Consider the following 22133-nt stretch of genomic DNA (forward strand, 5'->3'; position numbering starts at 1 on the left):
GCGCCCACCGGCCGCTGGGGGTCCAGCCCTCGGTCCGGGGGATCGTGAGGAGGACGGGGAGTCGGCGTCGGGGAGGAACGTCAGGACGCGTCCTTCACCATCCCGCGGACCGAGAGCTGGACGACCAGCGGCCGGTGGTCGCTCCCGGCGTCGTCGCGGTCGTCGACGACCTGGTAGCCCGAGACCTCCCAGCGTCCGGAGAAGAGGACGTGGTCGATCGGGGCGCCGAGCGCGGGCGGGACCGAGGACGGCCAGGTGCCCAGGGCGGCGCCGCCCGCGACGGTCCCCGCGTCGCGGCAGCCGCCCAGCGTGGCCGAGCCCGGCAGCCCGGTCCAGTGGTCGACCGTGGAGTTCAGATCGCCGAGGACCACGACGTCCTCCTCCGCGGAGCAGAGCGCGGAGACCGAGAGCAGATCGCTCCGCCACTCCGCGAGGCGCGAGGGGATCGGCGCCATGGTGTGCACCGCGGCGAGGACGGGGCGCTCGGGAGTGTCGGGGCGTGCGACGAGGGACGGTGTCGATCCGGTGACGACCGCGGCGGTGTCGACGCTGTAGCCGCCGAGCGAGGGGGAGAGCAGCAGGGCCGCCCCGTCGTCGGCGCCCGACCCGGCGTAGTGGAGGGTCATCGACATCCCCTGGGCGCTGAGCGCGTTCACGACGTCCTGCGCGTGCGTCTGCGAGACCTCGAGGAGGGCGATGCCGTCGACCGCGCTCTCCCGGGCGAGCGAGGCGATCGTGTCGACGGGCACGCCGTCGTGCAGCACGTTCCAGGTCGCGAGGCGCACGTCGGCGAGGCGGTGGGCGCGCGGAGCGGCGGAGTCGTAGCCCCGCGCTCCCTGCACTCCCGCGAGCACGAGCGCGAAGACGACGCCGAGCGCCGCGAGGGCCAGCGCGAGGCGCCTGACCGGAGCGACGAGGACCGCGATCACGACCAGGACAGCGGCGAGCCCGACGGCCGCCGCGCCCGTCGCGAGCCGGAACGGCACCAGCTGGGCGAAGGGGGCCTCCCGGGCGATCCCGAAGAAGCCGGGCGCCGCGACCACCAGCAGAGCGATCGCCACGATCACCGCCACCGCGGTCTTCACCAGTCTCGTCCCCATCGCCGCCCAGGCTACTAGGGCATCGGAGGGCTCGCAGGCGGCGCGTCTACGATGAGCGCATGCATGTCGACGGGGGCCGTTACGACCTCCACACCCACTCCGTCGTCTCCGACGGCACCGAGGCTCCGGCCGTCCTGGTGCGGGCCGCGGCCGCGGCCGGGCTCGCCGGAGTGGCGCTCACCGACCACGACACGACCGGCGGCTGGGCCGAGGCGCTCGCCGCGGCCGAGGAGGCGGGCATCGACCTGCTGCCCGGCATGGAGCTCTCCTCCCGCGTCGGCTGGGCCAGCGTCCACGTCCTCGCGTACCTCGTCGATCCGGCGGATCCGGGGCTCGTGGCCGAGACCGCGCGCATCCGCTCGGCCCGCACGCACCGCGCGGAGGCGATCGTCACCGCGATCGCGGCCGACTACGACCTCACCTGGGACGACGTCCTCGCCCAGACCAGCCCGGGCACGACCATCGGGCGTCCGCACATCGCCGACGCGCTCGTCGCCCGCGGCCTGGCCACCGACCGCTCCGCGGCCTTCGCGGGGATCCTCGACTGGCGCGGCGGCTACTACCGCCCGCACTACGCGCCCGACCCGGTCGACGCCGTGCGCCTGGTCCGCGCGGCGGGCGGGGTCCCGGTCATCGCGCACCCGGCCGCGAGCGCCCGCGGGATCGCGGTCGAGTCGATCCTCCCGCAGCTCGTCGACGCCGGCCTGTTCGGCCTCGAGGTCGAGCACCGCGAGAACACGGCCGACGGCAGGCGCCGCCTGCGCGAGCTCGCCGAGCAGTACTCGCTCGTCACCACGGGCTCGAGCGACTACCACGGCACGGGCAAGCCCAACCGCCTGGGCGAGAACACGACTGCGCGCGCGACCGTCGACTCGATCCGCTCCTCCGCCCGCTGAGTCGCGGAGAGCCGCTGACAGGCGGAGAGCCACCGGATCACCGTGACCGCTGAGGGGCGGAGAGCCGCTGAGTCGCGTGGGGACCCCGCTGAGTCGCGGGAGAGCCGCTGAGACGCCGAGAGCCCGCCCTCCCGCGACGGATCGCGGGGGGACGGGCTCGGGGCGCGGAGGCTCAGGCTTGCGCGTCGGGGCGCGGGGAGCGGCGGCGCGACCGGGTGCGGCGGCGCGGCTCGCTGTTGCCGTCGTGGTGCTCCTTGCTCTCGCTCGAGGGAGCGGGGCCGGTCTGCTGCGGAGCGGTCGAGTCGGCGGAGTCGGAGCGGGTGCGGCGACGCGGCGGCCGGTCGCCCCGCTCGGAGCGCTCGCCGCGGTCGGAGCGCTCGCCCCGGTCCGGGCGCGCGTCGGCCTTCGCCTCGGCGGGGATCGGGGTCGGCTTCAGCCGTCCCTTGGTCCCCGCGGGGATGTCGAGGTCGGTGTAGAGGTGCGGCGACGACGAGTAGGTCTCGACCGGGTCGGGCTGGCCGAACTCCAGCGCCCGGTTGATGAGGGCCCATTTGTGCAGGTCCTCCCAGTCGACGAAGGTCACCGCGATGCCGGTCTTGCCCGCGCGCCCGGTGCGGCCGACGCGGTGCAGGTAGGTCTGGTCGTCGTCCGGGATCGTGTGGTTGATCACGTGGGTGACGTCGTTCACGTCGATGCCGCGCGCGGCGACGTCGGTGGCGATCAGGATGTCCTTCTTGCCGGCCTTGAACGCCGCCATCGCGCGCTCGCGCTGCTCCTGGTTGAGGTCTCCGTGCACAGCCGCCGCGTTGAAGCCGCGGTCGTTGAGCTCCTCGACGATGCGGGCGGCGGCGCGCTTCGTGCGGGTGAAGATGACGGTCTTGCCGCGGCCCTCGGACTGCAGGATGCGCGCGATGACCTCGTCCTTGTCGAGCGAGTGCGCCCGGTAGACGATGTGCTTGATGTTCGCCTGCGTGATGCCCTCGTCGGGGTCGGTCGCGCGGATGTGGATGGGCTTGTTCATGAAGCGGCGCGCGAGCGCGACGATCGCGCCCGGCATCGTCGCCGAGAAGAGCATGGTGTGGCGGGTGGGCGGCGTCTGCGCGAACAGCTTCTCGATGTCCGAGAGGAAGCCCAGGTCGAGCATCTTGTCGGCCTCGTCGAGGACCATCACCTGCACGTTGGCGAGCGAGAGCAGGCGCTGCCCGGCGAGGTCGAGGAGCCGGCCGGGCGTGCCGACGACAATCTGCGCGCCGGCCTTCAGCTGCTCGATCTGGCCCTCGTAGGCCTTGCCGCCGTAGATCGAGACGATCTTGGTCGGCCGGTTGGAGGCGGCCAGCTCGATGTCCTCGGTGACCTGCACGGCGAGCTCGCGGGTCGGGACGACGATGAGCGCCTTGACGCCCGGCTCCGGGTCGGTGCCGAGGGCCTGGATGAGGGGGAGGCCGAAGCCGAAGGTCTTGCCGGTGCCGGTCTTGGCCTGGCCGATGATGTCCTGCTTCTGCAGGGCCAGGGGGATCGTCTGCTCCTGGATGGGGAACGGCTCGAGGATGCCCTTGGCGGCGAGTGCGGCGACGATGTCGTCGTCGATGTTCAGATCGGAGAAAGTCACGGAGTGAAGCGCCTGTCGTGTCGAACGGTCTACGCCCCTGTACGACTCCGGGCGCAGGGTCACCGATCCAGCGCCGGTGACATCCCGGCGAGTCTACTGCTCCCGGCCCCGCCGGCCCCGGAACCCCGCTCCTCCGGCGCCCTATGCTGAGGAAATGGCTGCCTGGTTCCGACGTCGACGTCCCCTGCTCGAGGTGCCCCGCCTGACGCCCCGCGGGGAGTCGAGCCAGAAGCGCGACCGCGTCGACCTCGCCGACCTCACCCCCGAGGTGCTGCCCTACCTCGGCCAGGTCGCCTACCTCCAGCTCGCGGTGTTCGAGGTGCTGGCGCGCGCCGTCGCCGAGACCGACGACCTCGCGGACAAGGAGGCCATCTCCTCCGCCGCCGGCACGGCGCTCGCGAAGCACCACGCGGTCGTCGCCGAGCTGCGCCGCCGCGACGTGGAGCCCGGCGAGGCCATGACTCCGTTCCGCCCCGCGATCGACACCTTCGAGCGGCTCACCCGCGGTGCGGACCTCCACGAGACGCTGCTCTCGGCGTACATCACGGCGGGCCTGCTCGACGACTTCTTCATCCGCCTCACCGGCGGGCTGCCCACCGACGTGGGGCCGCGCATCGCGCAGACGCTCGGCGCGGACACGGGCGTCGACGGCGTGATCGCGATCCTCCGCCGCGAGATCGCCGCGGACGAGCGCCTGGGCTCGCGCCTGGCCGTCTGGGGCCGCCGCCTGGTGGGCGACACCCTCCTCGTGGCGCGCTCCGCGCTGATGGGGTCGGGCAACCACGACTCCGACGAGTCGCGGATCGAGCCGGTGTTCACCGAGCTCATCGCCTCGCACACGCGCCGGATGGACGCGCTGGGGCTCACGGCCTGACGGTTCCCGGCGTCGCACTGCGCCGGAATCCGGAACGACGGAGGCGCGGAAGTCCGAGGACTCCCGCGCCTCCGGCTCGGATCAGGGGGCGACGCGTCCCGAGAGCATCGCCTGCAGGGAGGCCTCGTCGCGGCGGGCGCGGCTGCGCCCGAGCGAGAGGCCGACCGGGACGACGACCACGGCGGTCGCGACGAGGGACAGGACCCAGATCAGGCCGCCGTCCCACGGCAGGCCCGCCCAGGTCAGTGCGACCCAGACGACTGCGGCGACGAGGCCGCCGATCGCCGGGACCAGCACGGAGCCGTGCAGGTGCCGGTGCGGCAGCCCGTAGCGCGCGGCGAGACCGATCAGGACCCCGAACAGGGTGATGAAGAGGAGCTCCACGACGTGTCCGCCCGGGACGCTCTAGGCGACGAAGCCGACGCGGCGCGACTCCTCGGAGCCGACCTCGACGAAGGCGATGGTGGCGGTCGGGACGATGTAGATCTTGCCCTTCTCGTCGCGGAGGCGGAGGACGGCGGTGCCGGCCTCGAGAGCGGTGGTCACCGTCTTCTCGACCTCGGTCACGGACATCGACGACTCGAAGTTGAGCTCGCGCGGGGTGTTGACCATTCCAATACGGATTTCCACCAGCAGTGCCTTTCGGGAGGGGACGAGGGTGTCAGGATACGGGACCGCGCTCGGACGACCGCGCCGGTTTCGCGGTGAGCGGAGCGGGCGGCCGGGGCTCCCGGCGGGGACGGGCGGGAGTGTCGGACCCGGTGGCTACCGTGGTCGTGTGACCGCTCCCGCGACCCCCGCTCCCTCCACCGCAGCCTCCGTCGGCGAGGCGCTCCCGGGCGAGCCCGCGGTCGTGCTGGACGACTCCCAGCGCGCGGTGCTCGCGCTGCCCGAGGGCCGCAGCGCCGCCGTGCTCGGGGCGCCGGGGACGGGCAAGACCACGACGGTCGTCGAGCTGGTCGCCGAGCGCGTCCTCGAGCGGGGGTACCCGCCCGAGTCGGTCGTGGTGCTCGCGGCCAGCCGCACCGCCGCCACCGCCCTGCGCGACGTGCTCGCCCTGCGGCTGGGAGTGCCGACCCGGGGCCCGCTCGCCCGGACCGCGACCTCGCTCGCGTTCGAGGCGGTCACCTCCTCCGCCAAGGAGCGAGGCCTCGAGCGGCCGACCCTCCTGACCGGCGGCGAGCAGGACGCACTCCTGTCGGAGCTCGTCGAGGGCCACCTCGAGGAGGGGACCGGCCCGCGGTGGCCGGAGGAGTTCAGCCCCGAGGTGCTGCGGCTGCGGACCTTCCGGACCGAGCTCCGCGAGTTCGGGATGCGGGCGACCGAGCACGGGCTCGACTCGGACGCGATCCGCGCCCTCGGGATCGACGCGGAGCGCGGCGAGTGGAGCGCGGCGGCCGACGTACTCGACGAGCTGCGCGAGGTGGTCGAGTGGATGGCGCCCCAGGCGGGGACCCGCCTGGACGCTGCGGAGTTCGCGGCCTATGCGGCCGAGGCGATCCGCGCGGGCGAGGGCGGCGAGCGGATCGACGCGCTGCGTCTGGTCGTCGTCGACGACCTCCAGGAGGCGAGCGAGTCGACGCTCGTGCTGCTGCGGGCGCTGACGGAGCGCGGGGTGACCGTGATCGCGCTGGGCGATCCGGACGTGGCGACCAGCGCCTACCGCGGCGCGGCCTCCGACACGCTCGGCCGGTTCGCCGCGAGCATCGGCGCGTCCGACGTCGAGACGCTGGTGCTCGCTCGGGTGCACCGCCACTCGGCCGCGCTGCGGGCGGTCGTGTCGGCGGCCACCGAGCGGATCGGCACCGCGGCGGCCGGCCGGCAGCGGGCGGCGGTCGCGGCTCCGGCCCCCGAGGCGGGCCCGGCGCCCGTCCTGGTGCTGCACGCCCCGACGGCGGCGCGCGAGGCGGCGACGGTGGCGCGGCTGCTGCGCGAGCGGCGGCTGCGCGACGGAGTGCCGTGGCGGCGGATGGCGGTCGTCGTCCGCTCCGGAGCCGCGGTCCAGCCGCTGGTGAAGGCGCTCGCGGTGTCGGAGGTGCCGACCCGCTCCGTGCTCGCCGGGCGGGCGCTGCGCGACGACCACGCGGCCCGGGCGCTGCTCGTGCTGGTCGGCGTCGCGATCGGCGAGCGGCCCCTGGACGCGGAGCTCGCGGCGGAGCTGCTGCTCGGCCCGTTCGGCGGGGTCGACCGGCTGGGGCTGCGCCGGCTCCGGCTCGCGCTCCGGGCGGAGGAGCTCGCCGGCGGCGGCATCCGCGCGAGCGACCCGCTGCTGGTCGAGGCCCTCGCCGCGCCCGGCCGATTCGCGACCATCGACTCCGCTCCCGCCCGGCAGGCCGAGCGGCTGGCCGTGACGATCGACCGGGTCCGCCGCCTGCACGAGGAGGGGGGCTCGATCGAGGAGCTGCTGTGGTCGGCGTGGGAGTCCAGCCGCGTCGCGTCCTCCTGGCGCGAGCTCGCCCTCGGCACCGGCCTGACCGCCGCCGAGGCCAACCGCAACCTCGACGGCGTGGTCGCCCTCTTCAGCGCCGCGCGCCGGTTCGTGGAGCGGGCGACCGGGCACTCCGTGGTCGGCTTCGTCACCGAGATCCTCGAGGCGGAGGTCCCCGAGGACACGCTCGCTCCGCGCTCCGTCGAGGACGCGGTCCTGATCGGCACGCCCTCCTCCGTCGTCGGCCTGGAGTTCGACGTCGTGGTGGTGGCGCGGCTGCAGGACGGCGTCTGGCCCAACCTCCGCCAGCGCGGCTCGCTGCTCGATCCGGACGGCCTGCTGCGGCACGCCCGCGGCGAGGGCGGACTGCCGCTCGACGCCCGCAAGGCCACTCTCGACGACGAGCTCCGGATGTTCGCCCTGGCCGCCTCCCGCGCCCGGCGGCAGCTCGTGCTCAGCGCCGTCGCGGGCGAGGACGAGACGCCCTCCCTCTTCTTCCGGCTCACCCCGCCGGACGCGCCGCGGATCGATCCGGCCTCCGCAGTGCCGCTCACGCTGCGCGGGGCGGTGGCGGCGCTGCGCCGGACCGCCACCACGCCGGACTCGACCGAGGCTCCCGCCGCCATCCGAGGGCTCAGCGCCCTGGCGCTCGCGGAGGTCCCGGGCGCCGACCCCTCCTCCTGGTCCGGGGTGCTCGAGCCCTCGACCACGGAGCCGCTCTTCGACGTCGGCGACCCCGAGCGTCCCGTCTCCGTCTCGCCGAGCCGCCTCGAGGCCTTCGAGCGGTCCCCTCTGGACTGGTTCGTCGACGCCGTCTCCGGCTCCACGACGAGCACGGCGATGGGGGTCGGCACCCTCGTGCACTGGGTCCTCGAGAACGCCGAGCGGCCCGATCCGCAGGAGCTGTGGGCGGCTCTCGAGTCGCGGTGGCCCGAGCTGGTCTTCGAGTCGCCCTGGATGGGGGAGCGGCAGAAGCGCGTCACACGGCGGCTGATCGACGGCCTCGCGGGCTATCTCGCCGACTTCGAGCGCGGGGGAGGCGTGGTGCTCGGCCGCGAGCAGCAGTTCGAGCTCGACGTCCCGCCCGCCCGGGTGCGGGGCTCGATCGACCGCGTCGAGCGCGCGGCCGACGGCGCCGTCACGATCGTCGATCTCAAGACGGGCCGCAGCACCCCCCGCAAGGACGACATCGCCGAGCACGCGCAGCTGGGCAGCTATCAGCTCGCCGTCGCCGAAGGGGCGATCGAGGCGGCCGACCCGGCCGACGGGGGAGGCGCGAAGCTGCTCTTCGTGGCGACGGGCGTGCGCGGGAAGCCGTACCGCGAGGTGGTCCAGGAGCGCTTCGGCGAGGAGGAGCTGGAGCGGCTGCGCGATCGCGTCCGCGCCGCGGCCCTGGGCATGGCGGCGGCGGGCTTCTCGGGCCTGCTGGACGCGACCCCGTTCTCCCCCGGCGACGCCCTGCGGTACCGCATCCACGCGGTGCCCGAGGTCCCGGGGGACGGACTCCTGGCGATCGACGAGGTCGACGAGACAGAGGACCTGGAGGACTCCGAGGAGCCGGGTCCCGATGCGCCGGCCGATCCTTCCGGCCCCGCCGACCCCGACCCCTCCGCCGTCTCCGAGGAGGAGCTGCCGTGATCGACGCCCTGACCATCGCCGAGCGCCTCGACCTGCGCCCGCCCACCGCCGAGCAGCGCGCCGTCATCGAGGCGCCGCTCGAGCCGGCCCTCGTGGTCGCCGGCGCCGGCAGCGGCAAGACCGAGACGATGGCGAACCGCGTCCTCTGGCTCCTCGCGAACGGCCACGCGGCGCCGTCGGAGGTGCTCGGCCTCACCTTCACCCGCAAGGCGGCGGCCGAGCTCGGCGAGCGCATCGGGCGGAGGATCGACCAGCTCGGCGCGGCGGGCCTGCTCCCGCTCGCGCCCGGGCAGTCGGCGCCCGACCCGTTCGAGGCCGCCACCGTCTCGACCTACAACGCCTTCGCGAACACGATCTTCCGCGACAACGCGGCCCTGATCGGCCGCGAGGGGGACGCGACCGTGCTCTCCGAGGCCTCCGCCTGGCATCTCGCGCGGGGAGTCGTGGCCGACACGGCCGATCCGCGCATCCTCGAGGTGGAGGCGGGCATCGACCGGCTGACCGACCTCGTCGTCTCGCTCGCGCACGACCTCGCCGACAACCTCGCCGATCCGGCCGCGGTCGCCGCGTTCGCCGAGGACTTCCTCCGCCTGGGCGAGCTCCCGCGTGGAGGCAGCGGCTCGGGGCTCTACCGCGAGCTCGAGAAGGCGCTGCAGGCCGTGGGCGCGCTGCCGGTGCTGACGGCGCTCGCCGAGCGGTTCCAGGAGGCGAAGGCCGAGCGCGGCTTCGTCGAGTTCTCGGACCAGGTGGCCCTCGCGCTGCGGATCGTCGACAGGGTGCCGCGGATCGTGGACGAGCACCGCGCGAGGTACCGGGTGGTGCTCCTCGACGAGTACCAGGACACCTCCGTGCTGCAGACCCGCCTCCTCTCGCGGCTCTTCGCCGGGCAGGGAGTGATGGCGGTGGGCGACCCGCACCAGTCGATCTACGGCTGGCGCGGTGCGAGCGCCGAGGGGCTCGGCCGCTTCGGCACCGATTTCGGGGGAGCGGGCCGCTTCTCCCTCAGCACGAGCTGGCGCAACGGCCGCCGCGTGCTGACCGCCGCGAACGCGATCGTGGAGCCGCTGGCGGCGGGGAGCGCGGTCGCGGTCGACACGCTGAGCGCGGGTCCTCAGGCCTCCGAGCACCCGGTCGAGCTCACCTTCCCCGAGACGATCGAGGAGGAGGCGGACGACGTCGCCGCCTGGTTCGCCGGGCGCCTGCGCCAGAGCGCCGAGCCGCCGTCGGCCGCGGTGCTCTTCCGGGTGCGCGCGCACATGGACCGCTTCGCCGCCGCGCTGGCGAAGCACGGCGTCCGGTACCACATCCTCGGCATCGGGGGCCTGTTGCGGCAGCCCGAGATCGCCGACCTCGTCGCCGCGCTCACCGTGGTCGAGGACCCGGCCGCCGGCAGCGAGCTCGTCCGCCTCCTGGCCGGCGCCCGCTGGCGTCTGGGCGTCCGCGATCTCAAGGCGCTGCGCGACCTCGCCTCGTGGCTCGCGGCGCGCGACCACGCGCACCGGCTGCTCCCGGAGGAGGTGCGCGAGCGGATGCGCGCGTCCGTCACCGAGGGCGAGGGCGGCTCGATCGTCGAGGCTCTCGACTTCATCGCGGCGCGCCGCCCCGGCGACGACGGGCGGATCGACCACTCCGCGCTCGGCGGGTTCAGCGCCGAGGGCCTGCGGCGCCTGCACGAGGCGGGCGCCCTGTTCGCCCGGCTGCGCGCCCGGGCCGGGCTCGACCTCCTCGACTTCGTCACCCTGGTCGAGCAGGAGCTGGGCCTGGACATCGAGGTCGAGGCGAACGAGTCGCGCGGGGACGGCCGCGCCAACCTCGAGGCCTTCCGGGAGGCGGTGGCCGGGTACCTGCAGACGGACGACCGCGGCGCCGGCACCGGCTCCTCCCTCCGCGGATTCCTCCGCTGGCTCGTCCTCGCGGACAAGCGCGACGGCCTGGCCCCGCGACCGGAGGACCCGGAGCCGGGGACGGTGCAGCTGCTGACGATCCACGGCTCCAAGGGTCTGGAGTGGGACCTCGTCGCCGTCCCGCGGATGGTCGACGGCGAGCTCCCCGGCATGCCGGTCGAGGGCTTCCGCGGGTGGGTCAGACTGGGCGCGATGCCCTACGCGTTCCGCGGCGACGCCGCCGAGCTCCCCGATCTCGCCTGGCGCGGCTGCAGCACGCAGAAGGAGGTCGTCGACGCGATCGGAGCGTTCGGCGACACCCTCCGCGAGCGCAACGAGGCGGAGGAGCGGCGTCTCGCCTACGTGGCCGTCACGCGGGCGCGTCACCACCTCCTGCTCAGCGGCTCGTGGTGGGCCGGCCAGGCCAAGCCGCGCGGACCGGGCGTCTTCCTCCGCGACCTCGAGGAGGCCGGCACGATCCCGCCGCTGCCGACCGAGCCCGCGAACGAGGAGAACCCGCTCGAGCGGGCCCCGCGCACGTTCCGCTGGCCCCACGATCCGCTCGGCTCCCGCGGCGACCGGGTCCGCGCCGCCGCCGCCCGGGTCCGCAGCGCCGAGCCCGCTCTGCTCGGGGCGCGCGGCGACGACATCCGCCTGCTGCTCGCCGAGCGGGCGGTGCGGCTGGCCGGGGGCGAGCGCACGCCGCTGCCCACCCGCATCCCCGCCTCCCGGTTCAAGGACATCGTCAGCACGCCGGACGAGGTCGCGGCGCAGCTGCGCCGGCCGATGCCGGAGCGCCCCTACCGGCAGACCCGGCTCGGCACGACCTTCCACTCCTGGGTCGAGAACCGCTTCGGCGTCCAGGGCGGGGCGGAGGCGGTCGACACCTTCCCCGACGAGCTCGACGACGCCGGCCCCGCGAGCGTCGAGCAGGAGCGGCTCGACGCCCTGATCGCCACCTTCGAGCGCTCGGAGTGGGCCGACCGGCGCCCGGAGGCGGTCGAGATCGAGATCCACCTCCAGCTCGCAGGCCACGTCGTCGTCTGCAAGCTCGACGCGGTGTACCCGACGGAGGACGGCGTGCAGATCGTCGACTGGAAGACCGGGCGGGCGCCGAAGGATCCCGCCGACCTCGAGCTCAAGCAGTTCCAGCTCGCGCTGTACCGGCTCGCCTACTCGCGCTGGCGGGGGGTGCCGCTCGAGAGCGTCGACGCCGTGTTCTACTTCGTCGCCGACGACCTCGTGCTGCGGCCCGAGCGGTTCTACTCCGAGCGCGAGCTCGCGGAGTCGCTCTCCTCGGCGACGGGAGCGAGCCCGCGGCCGTGAGCGGAGGAGCCCGTGCGGGCTCCCGGCGTGCGGTTGAGCAGCTCCTCGACCTCCGAGACCTCCAGCACCGGGCCGGTGTCGGTCGAGAGGGGCGCGGAGAGGTCGCCGAGCACGCTGTCGACCAGCGTGTCGAGCATGGCGACCGCGTCGTCCACGATGGCGGAGTCGTCGGTCTCGGTGCCGTGCAGCAGCCAGCGGGCGAGTTCGAGTTCGGCGTAGAGCTGGGCGCGCTGGCGGATCGTGCGGTCCACTGCTCCCGCGCGCATCCGGGAGTAGGCGGAGAGCGCCGTCTCGGAGCCCGGGGCGCTCAGCAGCCAGTGCAGGTCGCGCGCCGGGTCGCCGACCCGCAGCGCCGCCCAGCCGAGCACGGCCGCGACGACGTCGCCCGAGCGGAGGAAGGAGTCGGCGGTCATCGAGCCGTTCACCACGGTCGGGTCGAACTGCCAGAGCGCCTCGTCGGAGGAGGCCGACTCCCAGCGCGCGACGAGCGCCGCCGGGACGTGGCCGGTGTCGGCCGCGCGCTCGATCACCGCGACCGTCTCGTTCACGCTGTCGCGCGCGGTCGCGATCGGCAGGCCCGCCTCCTGGACGAACGACACCGGGAGCGAGTGGATCGCCCCGACGGCCCGGCCGATCGAGTCCGCGAGCCCGCTCTGCGCGGCCACGTCGTCGATGAGGACGCGATCTCCCTCGAGGTACTCGTAGACGACCGCGCGGGTGCCGTCGAACGGCGTCTGCCCGACGCTCTCCTGCAGATCGAAGGGCAGGCGGCTGCGGATGCCGGCGGTCAGCGCCCGGAGCGCGACGAGGTCGCCGAGCTGCTCCTGCTCCGCGAGCGCGGACGTGGGCACGCGCACGACGAGGCGGGCGCCCTCGCGCGTCGTCAGCAGGGCGGAGTCGAAGTCGCCGTGCGTCGAGGACGTGAAGGGGCGCGCGGAGCGGACGTCGAGGCCCTCGACGGCCGAGGTGGCCAGCGCGGCTAGAGTGAGATGGGATCTGGCCATGGTTTCCAGGGTAGGCGGCTCGTGCCCGGCCGGCCCGCCGCCACGCGCTGTCCCGCCGATGCCGTCGAAGGCCCGCGACAGCGGTCCTCGCGGCCCCCGTCACGAAATGAGCCCCGGATGTCACTGCCCTTCGCCGATCGCCTCCCGCTCTCGCGACAGGCGGCCGACCGCGACGGCGTCGGACGCTCACGGCCCGCGCTCTTCGACGAGCTGCTCGCCGATCCCGCCACCCGCGTGCTCGTCCTGCACCACGACCGGACTCTGGTCGAGGCCGACCGCCTCCTCCTGCGCCGCCCCGAGGACGTGACCGCCGGCACCCTCCGGATCTACCTCGGCCGCACGCTCGCCGAGGCCCCCGGCGAGCCGGTCGGAACCCCCGTCATCGCGACCGTCCTCACCGACGCGGCCGCCGCCGAGCTCGAGCCCGACGAGGAGCGGTGGAGCGGCCTGCGCCCGATCGCCGAGCGCCTGAGCGACCGCGACGCGGGCCTGTTCACCGAGGCTCTCGCCATCGCGAACTGGCACGCCTCGCACGGCTACTCGCCCCGCAACGGCGACCCGACCGTCGTCGAGCAGGGCGGCTGGGTCCGCCGCTCGCCCACCGACGGCAGCCAGGTCTTCCCGCGCACGGATCCGGCGATCATCGTCTGCGTCCTCGACGCGGACGACCGCCTCCTCCTCGGCTCGAACGCGATGTGGGGCACCGGCCGCTTCTCCCTGCTCGCCGGCTTCGTCGAGCCGGGCGAGTCGCTCGAGGCCGCCGTGATCCGCGAGATCGGCGAGGAGTCGGGCATGCGCGTCGTCGACCCGCAGTACCTGGGCTCGCAGCCCTGGCCCTTCCCCGCCTCCCTCATGGTCGGCTTCACCGCCCGCCTCGCCGAGGACCAGTCCCCGGAGGATCTGCTCCCGGACGGCGAGGAGATCGTCGAGCTGCGCTGGTTCACCCGGCAGCAGCTGCACGACTCGCTCGAGTCCGTGCTGCTGCCCGGCCGCTCGTCCATCGCCCGCGCGATGATCGAGGACTGGTACGGAGGCGAGCTGGAGAACGGCCCGATCGCGTGACCCTGCTCGACGGACTCGACGAGGGGCAGCGCGAGGCGGCGGAGGCGCTGCTGGGGCCGGTCTGCGTCCTCGCGGGAGCGGGCACGGGCAAGACCCGGACGATCACGCACCGCATCGCGCACGGAGTGGCGACCGGCGTCTACACGCCCGGTCGCGTCATGGCCCTGACCTTCACCAGCCGCGCCGCGGCCGAGCTGCGCTCGCGCCTGCGGGTGCTCGGCGCCGGCGGCGTCCAGGCCCGCACCTTCCACGCCGCCGCCCTCTCGCAGCTCGGCTACTTCTGGCCGCAGCTGGTGAGGGGCACGATGCCCCAGCTGCTCGACGGCAAGGCGCGCCTGCTCGGGCACGCGGCCGAGCGGCTCCGCCTGAAGCTCGACACGGCGACGCTCCGCGACCTCTCGGCCGAGATCGAGTGGCGGAAGGTGTCCGCCCTCTCGCTCGAGCAGTACGCCGTCGCCGCCCGCTCGCGCCCCCTGCCCGGACGGCTCACCCTGGAGCAGACGGTCGCGCTCGTGGACGAGTACGAGGGGCTGAAGGACCAGCGCCGCCAGATCGACTTCGAGGACGTCCTGCTCGTGACCGCCGGGATGCTCGAGTCCGAGCCTGCGATGGCGATGCAGGTGCGCGAGCAGTACCGCTTCTTCGTCGTCGACGAGTACCAGGACGTCTCGCCGCTGCAGCAGCGGCTCCTGGAGCTCTGGCTCGGCGACCGGAGCGACCTCTGCGTCGTCGGCGACGCCAGCCAGACCATCTACTCCTTCGCGGGTGCGCGGGCCGACTACCTCCTCGACTTCCCGTCCCGCTGGCCGGCCGCCACCGTGGTGCGCCTGGAGGAGAACTACCGCTCGGCCGTGCCGATCGTGCAGACCGCGAACCGCCTCATGCGGGGCAGGCCCGGCGCCCTCTCGCTCCACGCCGTCGCCGCCGCCGAGGCGCCGGAGCCCGCGATCGACGCCTACCCGGACGACATCGCGGAGGCGCGCGGGATCGCGGCGCGGGTCGCGGCCGACATCGAGGCGGGGGTGCGCCCCTCCGACATCGCGGTCCTCTTCCGCACCAACAGCCAGTCGGCGGTCATCGAGCACGCCCTGCACGAGCGTGGAGTGAGCGCGCACATGCGCGGCGGCAAGCGCTTCTTCGACCTGCCCGAGGTGAAGCAGGCCGTGATGCAGCTGCGCGCGGCGTCCGTGTCGATCAGCGGCGAGCCGCTGTTCAAGTCGGTGAGCGACGTCCTCCGCTCGCTCGGCTGGAGCGCCGAGCCCCCGTCGGCGCCCGGTGCGGTGCGCGACCGGTGGGAGTCGCTGGACACGCTGGCCCGCCTCGTCGACGAGGCCCCTGCCGGATGGACCTTCCGCCAGTTCACCGACGACCTGATCGCACGCCAGCAGGTGCACCACGAGCCGGACCGCGGCGCGGTCACCCTCGCCACGCTGCACTCGGCGAAGGGCCTCGAGTGGGAGTCGGTGCACCTGATGGGGCTCGCCGAGGGCCTGCTGCCGATCTCGTACGCCGCCGGCCTCGAGGCGATCGACGAGGAGCGGCGCCTCCTCTACGTCGGCATCACCCGGGCCCGCCGGCGCCTGCGCCTCTCGTGGGCGCGCTCGACGGTCGGCCGCGTCACGCGGAGGGAGCCGTCGCGCTTCCTCGAAGAGCTCGGCACGCGCACTCGGGGTGCGGCTCCCGCTCCCGCACGGTGAACGCTCCGGAGGCGTCGCTGTAGACCCGCTCGGCCGCGCGGAGCCCTCGCCAGCCCGCGAGGAGCCGCCGCAGCACGGCGTCGGCGGCCGCCACGGCGATCGCCGCGCTCGCGAGCGGCGTGCGGGTGGGGGCTGAGCGGCCGAGCACCTGGATCACGAGGCGCGCGCGATCCGGGTCGAGGTCCATCCGGTCCCGCTCGGCGCAGTGCAGGCACGGTCCGGACCCCGGCTCCACCAGGGGTCCGAGGCGCACCGATTCGTCGCCGAACACCACCGCCAGGTGCGGCACATCGGCCGCGAGCCAGTGCGCGGCGCGGGCGGGGGCGACCGCGAAGTCGGCGATCAGCACGGCGAGGTCCGGCGTCCCGTCGTCGGCGAGCAACGAGCAGCCCTCGCTCCGGAGCAGCGTGCGCAGTGCGTCCGGTGCCGCGCCCGTCCCCTCGACGACGACCCGCGGTGCCGGGGGAGGGCCGGGCTCGACGCTGCGCAGCAGGACCGGCCGGAGCGCCTCGAGCACCTCGTCGACACGCGCCTCGCTCGCTCCGGCGCGCGCCGCGATCAGGCGGACGGTGCCGGCGCTGGTGCCCACGCGGAGGGCGTCGAGCAGCAGCTCCTCCGGGTAGCCGACGCCGTCCAGGACCGCGTGCGGCCGGTCGAGGCCGAGCTGCACCGCGGTCGCTGAGCGCCAGAGCAGGGGGAGTCGGGGATCGAGCCGGAGCACCATCCGGCGATCATGGCCGAGACCGGCCCGGCGCCGCGCGGGTTGTCCACAGGCGGGCGCCGGACGGGGGTCAGACGGGGCGGTCGCCCGTGGGGGAGGAGCCGCGGTCGTCGTCGTCCGGCGACCCGTCGTCGTCGGTCGTGTCCGGGGCGTCTCCGGAGGCGCCGTCGCCCTCGCGCGGCATCGTGCCGTTCAGCAGGTCCTCCAGCGCGCGGTCCATCTCGTCGGGCTCCGGGGTCTCGCCGCGGGCCTCGGCCGTGAGCCGGGCGACGAGCGCGCTCGGGTCGTCCAGGTCCTCCGAGCCGGGGAGCAGGTCGGGGTGCGACCAGAGGGAGTCGCGGGCCTCGGGCCCGACGGCGTCGGTCACGGCCTGCCACATCGCGGCGGCCTCGCGGAGGCGGCGCGGGCGCAGCTCCAGGCCGACGAGGGTCGCGAAGGCGGACTCGGCCGGGCCGCCGGAGGCGCGGCGGCGGCGGACCGTCTCGGCGATCGCCCCGGCGCTGGGCAGGCGGGTGGTCGCCGCCGCGGTGACGACGTCGACCCACCCCTCGATGAGGGCGAGGACGGTCTCGAGGCGGCCGTGCGCGGCGAGCTGCTCCTCCGTCTTCGGCGGGATGAGCGCGCCGGAGGTCATCGCGTCGCGGAGCTCCTCGGGGTTCGACGGGTCGAAGCCCTCGGCCAGCTCCTCGAGGCGGGTGGTGTCGATGCTGATCCCGCGCGCGAAGTCGGTGATCTGCGAGATGAGGGCGAGACGGAGCCACTTGCCGTGCCGGAAGAGGCGGGCGTGCGCGAGCTCGCGGACCGCCAGGTACAGCTGCACCTGGTCCAGCGGGATGTCGAGGCCCTCGCCGAACGCGGCGACGTTCTGCGGCAGGATCGCCGCGTCGTTCTCCTCCAGCAGCGGGATGCCGATGTCGCCGCCCGAGACGACCTCGGCGGCGAGCTGCCCGACGACCTGGCCCAGCTGCAGGGCGAACAGGGTGCCGCCGATCCCGCGCATCATGCCCTCGGCACCGGCGATCATCGCCTGCATCTCCTCCGGGGCCTGCTCGCGGAGCACGCGGGTCAGCGCGTCCGAGATGCTCAGCGCCACCGGCTCGGCGAGCTGGGTCCAGACCGGCATCGTCAGGGAGATCCACTCGAGGCGGCTGATCGAGCGCGGCGTGCGGCTCAGCTCGGAGACGTACGCGACCTCGTCGAGCCAGAGCGCGGCGACGCCGAAGGCCGCGTCGATCGGAGCCCGCACGGAGTCGGACACCGGCGCGGACTCGGCGCGCGCGAGCTGCTTCGCCTGCTCGAGCGAGAGCGTCCAGTTGACGCCGCCGTCGCCGTTCTGCTGCATCGCGCTCTGCAGCTGCGAGAGCAGGTTCTGCAGGGCCACCGGGTCGTTCGGCAGTCCCGCCGCTCCGGCGAGCTGCGAGGGGTCGACCGGGCCGTTCCCCGAGAGGAACTGCCGCAGCATCTCCCGGAACTCGTCCTCGGAGCCGCCGCCCGCTCGGTCCGCACTGTCGCCATCGGCCATCGGGATCAGCCCTCCGTCGCTCACGTGAATCCGGTCGCCGCACCGCCTCCGCGGCCCTGCACAGGGCGCCGGTTCCGGCGCGACTCCCAGTCGTGCAAGCTACGTTAGCCCGAGCGCCCGGGGCCTCGGCGTGCAGAGCACCGCTCGGGCCCAGCCCGCTTCCGCCCGCCGCGAACATCCCGGCGGAGCCGCTCCACCCGTTGCCAGAAAGGCCCCCGTGTCGCTGTTCTCCGACGACCCGCGCCCCTCCTCCTCCCCGCGCCGCCCGTGGGTCGGACCGGTCGTCCTCCTCTCGGGTGTCGCCGTCGTGGTCGGTCTGGGCGTCGCGCCCGCCCCCTACGTGATCGAGCAGCCCGGCCCCGTGTTCGACACCCTGGGCAGCAGCAAGGACGTGCCCCTCATCTCGATCCCGGACCGCACCACCTATCCCACGGCCGGCACGCTCGACATGCTCACCGTGTCGGTCGTCGGCAACCCGCAGAGCCTGCCCACCTGGGTCGAGGTCGCGAGCGCCTGGTTCGACAGGACCAAGGCGGTCGTCCCGGTCGACGCGATCTTCCCTCCCTCCTCCACGGTCGAGGAGCGCGACGAGGCGAACCAGGCCGAGATGACCGACTCCCAGCAGGAGGCGATCGCCGCCGCGCTCACCGAGCTCGGCTACCCCGTCGAGCAGCGCGTCTCGGTCGTGCAGGTGCCCGAGGGCTCCCCGGCCGAGGGCGTCCTGGAGGCGGGGGACGAGATCCTCGCGGTCGCGGGCACCCCGGTCGCCGACGCGACCGCCCTGCGCGCGACCCTGCAGACCCTCGGCACCGGCTCCCCGGTGCAGGTCAGCATCGAGCGCGAGGGCGTCCGGCAGGAGGTGGAGGTCACGCCGCGCGACTCGAACGGCGCCGCCGTCATCGGCGTCCTCCCCGGAGCGGCCTTCGACTTCCCGTTCGAGGTCGACATCCAGCTGGACGACGTGGGCGGGCCGAGCGCGGGCATGATGTTCGCCCTCGGGATCATCGACAAGCTCACCGAGGGCGAGCTCAACGGCGGGCGGAGCGTCGCCGGGACCGGCACGATCGACGCGGCCGGCGAGGTCGGCGCCATCGGCGGGATCCGCCAGAAGCTCTACGGGGCGGAGGGCGCCGGAGCCGAGTACTTCCTCGCCCCCGCGACCAACTGCAACGAGGTCGTCGGCCACGTCCCCGACGGGCTCGACGTGCTCGCGGTCTCGACCCTCGACGACGCCCTCGCCGCACTGAAGGGCATCGCCGCGGGCGACACCTCCGGGCTGCCGGACTGCAGCACCGCCGCTCCCCTCGACTGATCCCGCCCGCCGACCCCGGGTCGACGCCCAGGTGAGCCGGACAGCCGTCGCATAGCATGGGTGGCCTCCCCTCACATCTCGACAGCAAGAGGCCCTCACGTGAGTTCCACAGCAACCGAAGCCCCGCCGCGGAAGAGACGGAGCGTCCTCGCCGTCACTGTCGTGGTGGTGGCCGTCCTGGTGGTGGCGTTCTTCGTCTTCGCCGGTCTGTACACCGACATCCTCTGGTACGACCAGCTCGGCTTCCTCTCCGTGCTCACGACGCAGTGGGCGGCGGCGGGCGGTCTCTTCGTCATCGGCTTCGTCGCCATGGCGGTGCCGGTGTTCATCAGCCTGATGCTGGCTTACCGCCTCCGGCCGGTCTACGCGAAGCTCAACTCGCAGATCGACCGCTACCAGCAGGTCGTGGAGCCGTTGCGGCGCCTGGCCACCTTCGGGATCCCCGCGGTGCTCGGCCTCTTCGCCGGCGTCTCCTCCGCCACCCGCTGGCAGACGAGCCTCACCTTCTGGAACCGCACGCCCTCGGGCACCACGGATCCGCAGTTCGGCCTCGACACGTCGTTCTACCTCTTCGAGCTGCCCTTCTACCAGAGCATCGTCGGCTTCGCGTCGGCGGTCCTGCTGATCTCGGCGTTCGCGACCCTCGCCACCGGCTACCTCTACGGAGCGATCCGGGTGAACGGCCGCGAGATCCGCATCTCGAAGGCCTCGCGCATCCAGCTGGCGGTCATCGCCGCCCTCTACCTCGCCGTGCAGGCGGTCAGCCTCTGGCTCGACCAGTACGCGACGCTCGCGCAGCAGGGGCCCCGCATCACCGGCGCCACCTACTCCACCGTCAACGCGACGATCCCGGGCCTGCAGATCCTGGCCGGCATCGCGGCGCTGGTCGCGATCCTCTTCGTCGTCACCGCCTTCATCGGCCGCTGGCGCTTCCCGGTCATCGGCACCGCGCTGCTGATCGTGTCGAGCCTGCTCGTCGGCTCCCTCTACCCCTGGATCGTGCAGAAGTTCCAGGTCGAGCCCAACGAGCGCACGCTCGAGCAGCCCTTCATCCAGAACAACATCGACATGACGCGCCAGGCCTACGGCGTCAGCGACGTCGACGTCATCCCCTACGACGCGACCACCGACGCGGAGCCGGGCGCCCTGCGCTCGGACGCCGAGACCACCGCGAACATCCGCATCCTCGACCCCGCCGTCGTCACCGACGCGTTCTCGCAGCTGCAGCAGTTCCGCCAGTACTACAAGTTCGGCGACACGCAGAACGCGCTCGACGTCGACCGCTACTCCATCGACGGATCGACGCAGGACGCCGTGGTCGGCGTCCGCGAGCTGAACCTCAACGGCCTCGGCACCAACCAGACCTGGTACAACCAGACGCTGGTCTACACCCACGGCTACGGCCTGGTCGCCGCGTACGGCAACCAGCGATCGGCCGACGGCGAGCCGGTGTTCATCGAGTCCGGCGTCCCGACGACGGGCGACCTCGGCGACTACGAGCCGCGGATCTACTTCGGCGAGAACTCCCCGCCGTACTCGATCGTGGGCGGCAACGACTCGCGCGACATCGAGCTCGACTACCCCTCGGGCACCGACGGCGCGCAGCAGACCTACACGACCTTCGACGGCGAGGGCGGCCCCGCTCTCGACAACGTCTTCAAGAAGCTCGTCTACGCGATCAAGTTCCAGTCCGAGCAGATCTTCCTCTCGGACGGCGTGAACGACGACTCGCAGATCCTCTACGACCGCGATCCCGTGCAGCGCGTCCAGAAGGTCGCGCCGTACCTCAAGCTCGACTCCGACGCCTACCCGACCGTCGTCGACGGCCGCGTGAAGTGGGTCGTCGACGGGTACACCACCTCGGCCGACTACCCGTACTCGGAGGTGCAGAGCCTCTCGCAGGCGATCGCCGACACGAACACGCAGCAGCAGTTCCCGACCGACGACGTCAACTACATCCGCAACTCGGTGAAGGCGACCGTCGACGCGTACGACGGCAGCGTCACGCTCTACGCGTGGGACACCGAGGACCCGATCCTGCAGACCTGGCAGAAGATCTTCCCGACCACGGTGAAGCCCGTGAGCGACATGTCGGGCGAGCTGCTCAGCCACGTCCGGTACCCGGAGGACCTCTTCAAGGTCCAGCGCGCGGTCCTCGGCACCTACCACGTCACCGACGCGGGCTCCTTCTACTCCCGCGAGGACGCCTGGGCGACGCCGAACGACCCGACGAGCGGAGCCGCGACCACGGCCGCCGCGACCGGCACCAGCCTGCAGCCTCCGTACTACCTGACGCTGCAGACGCCGGATCAGGACGTGCCGTCGTACTCGCTCTACTCGACGTACATCCCGGCGAGCGTCCAGGGCGCGCAGGCCAGCCGCAACGTGCTGACCGGCTACCTCGTGGCCGACTCCGACGCCGGCTCGACGGCGGGCTCCGTGGCCGACGGCTACGGCACGCTCCGCCTGCTCGAGCTGCCGAAGGACGACACGGTGCCCGGCCCCGGCCAGGTGCAGAACGCGTTCACCACCGACCCGACGGTCGCGAACGAGCTGAACATCCTCTCCCGCGGCGACACCACCGTCACGAGGGGCAACCTGCTCACGCTGCCGGTCGGCGGCGGCCTGCTCTACGTCCAGCCGATCTACGTGCGCTCCAACGGAGACACGAGCTTCCCGCTCCTGCAGAAGGTGCTGGTCGCGTTCGGTGACGACATCGCCTTCGAGGACACCCTCGACGCGGCCCTCGACAGCCTCTTCGGCGGCGACTCGGGAGCCGACGCGGGCGACACCGGCACGCCGACGACTCCGGACGCCGGCACCGGCACCTCGGGCGGCGACACCGGAGGCGACGCGGGCGGCACGACCGGCGGCACCGGCTCCACGCCGGCCACGGGCGACCAGACGGCGCTGCAGCAGGCGCTGAACGACGCGCGGGACGCCCTCACGGCTCGCGAGAACGCCCTCAAGGCGGGCGACCTCACCGCCTTCGCGGCGGCGGACGAGCAGCTGACCGAGGCGCTCTCGCGGGCGCTGCAGGCCGAGGGCGGCCAGTAGCCCG

At 73.8% G+C, this 22133-nt stretch carries 15 protein-coding genes; 8 read left to right on the forward strand and 7 right to left on the reverse strand.

Translation table 11 applies throughout. From position 1 onward, the window contains the following. Positions 1–80 precede the first annotated feature (80 nt). On the reverse strand, positions 81–1100 hold the full coding sequence (locus C5C99_RS04295) for an endonuclease/exonuclease/phosphatase family protein (RefSeq protein WP_146078796.1): 1020 nt from the start codon (positions 1098–1100) through the stop codon (positions 81–83). Between the two features lie 59 nt (positions 1101–1159). Between C5C99_RS04295 and C5C99_RS04300 the strand changes: the two genes are divergently transcribed. Then, positions 1160–1996: a PHP domain-containing protein gene (locus C5C99_RS04300; protein WP_104339648.1), complete on the forward strand. Its 837-nt coding sequence runs from the start codon at positions 1160–1162 to the stop codon at positions 1994–1996. Positions 1997–2168: 172 nt separating this feature from the next. Here the strand turns inward: C5C99_RS04300 and C5C99_RS04305 are convergent, their stop codons facing one another. Beyond that, positions 2169–3605 (reverse strand): DEAD/DEAH box helicase, encoded by a 1437-nt coding sequence (locus C5C99_RS04305; protein ID WP_104224844.1) that lies wholly within the window; start codon positions 3603–3605, stop codon positions 2169–2171. A 154-nt stretch (positions 3606–3759) separates the two neighbouring features. Here C5C99_RS04305 and C5C99_RS04310 point away from each other — a divergent pair, with 154 nt between their 5' ends. Continuing rightward, positions 3760–4479, forward strand: a complete 720-nt coding sequence (locus C5C99_RS04310) for a ferritin-like fold-containing protein (protein WP_104224843.1) — start codon at positions 3760–3762, stop codon at positions 4477–4479. An 81-nt stretch (positions 4480–4560) separates the two neighbouring features. On the opposite strand, the gene C5C99_RS04315 is transcribed toward C5C99_RS04310, so the two are convergent. Together C5C99_RS04315 and C5C99_RS04320 are read right to left on the reverse strand one after the other, a co-directional pair. After that, positions 4561–4863: a hypothetical protein gene (locus C5C99_RS04315; RefSeq protein ID WP_104226942.1), complete on the reverse strand. Its 303-nt coding sequence runs from the start codon at positions 4861–4863 to the stop codon at positions 4561–4563. Between the two features lie 21 nt (positions 4864–4884). Beyond that, positions 4885–5109, reverse strand: a complete 225-nt coding sequence (locus C5C99_RS04320) for a DUF3107 domain-containing protein (RefSeq protein ID WP_104224841.1) — start codon at positions 5107–5109, stop codon at positions 4885–4887. 148 nt (positions 5110–5257) lie between these two features. Here C5C99_RS04320 and C5C99_RS04325 point away from each other — a divergent pair, with 148 nt between their 5' ends. Next, on the forward strand, positions 5258–8545 hold the full coding sequence (locus C5C99_RS04325) for an ATP-dependent DNA helicase (protein WP_104339649.1): 3288 nt from the start codon (positions 5258–5260) through the stop codon (positions 8543–8545). Further along, positions 8542–11754, forward strand: a complete 3213-nt coding sequence (locus C5C99_RS04330; RefSeq protein ID WP_104339650.1) for an ATP-dependent DNA helicase — start codon at positions 8542–8544, stop codon at positions 11752–11754. The genes C5C99_RS04325 and C5C99_RS04330 overlap by 4 nt, the downstream gene beginning before the upstream one ends. On the opposite strand, the gene C5C99_RS04335 is transcribed toward C5C99_RS04330, so the two are convergent. Continuing rightward, complete coding sequence (locus C5C99_RS04335; RefSeq protein WP_104224838.1) at positions 11691–12758, reverse strand: phosphotransferase; 1068 nt, start codon at positions 12756–12758, stop codon at positions 11691–11693. The genes C5C99_RS04330 and C5C99_RS04335 overlap by 64 nt on opposite strands. A gap of 117 nt (positions 12759–12875) precedes the next feature. On the opposite strand from C5C99_RS04335, the gene nudC reads away from it, so the two are divergent. Beyond that, entirely contained in the window at positions 12876–13820 is a 945-nt protein-coding gene (gene nudC, locus C5C99_RS04340; RefSeq protein ID WP_104233180.1) for an NAD(+) diphosphatase, read from the forward strand. Continuing rightward, the gene (locus tag C5C99_RS04345) at positions 13817–15517 is read left to right on the forward strand and encodes an ATP-dependent helicase (RefSeq protein ID WP_104339651.1); all 1701 of its coding nucleotides are present in this window, start codon (positions 13817–13819) and stop codon (positions 15515–15517) included. The genes nudC and C5C99_RS04345 overlap by 4 nt, the downstream gene beginning before the upstream one ends. Here C5C99_RS04345 and C5C99_RS04350 read toward each other — a convergent pair. Both C5C99_RS04350 and C5C99_RS04355 read right to left on the reverse strand, forming a co-directional pair. Next, a complete protein-coding gene (locus tag C5C99_RS04350) occupies positions 15438–16241 on the reverse strand; it encodes a hypothetical protein (protein ID WP_104224835.1) in 804 nt (267 codons plus the stop codon). The genes C5C99_RS04345 and C5C99_RS04350 overlap by 80 nt on opposite strands. Positions 16242–16308: 67 nt before the next feature. Then, complete coding sequence (locus C5C99_RS04355) at positions 16309–17760, reverse strand: zinc-dependent metalloprotease (protein WP_104247839.1); 1452 nt, start codon at positions 17758–17760, stop codon at positions 16309–16311. 217 nt (positions 17761–17977) lie between these two features. Between C5C99_RS04355 and C5C99_RS04360 the strand changes: the two genes are divergently transcribed. Both C5C99_RS04360 and C5C99_RS04365 read left to right on the forward strand, forming a co-directional pair. Then, positions 17978–19072, forward strand: a complete 1095-nt coding sequence (locus tag C5C99_RS04360) for a PDZ domain-containing protein (protein ID WP_104233183.1) — start codon at positions 17978–17980, stop codon at positions 19070–19072. Between the two features lie 99 nt (positions 19073–19171). After that, positions 19172–22129 (forward strand): UPF0182 family protein, encoded by a 2958-nt coding sequence (locus C5C99_RS04365; RefSeq protein WP_258063628.1) that lies wholly within the window; start codon positions 19172–19174, stop codon positions 22127–22129. Positions 22130–22133 lie beyond the last annotated feature (4 nt).

The organism is Rathayibacter sp. AY1C4 (genome assembly GCF_002932195.1).
GTDB lineage: Bacteria > Actinomycetota > Actinomycetes > Actinomycetales > Microbacteriaceae > Rathayibacter.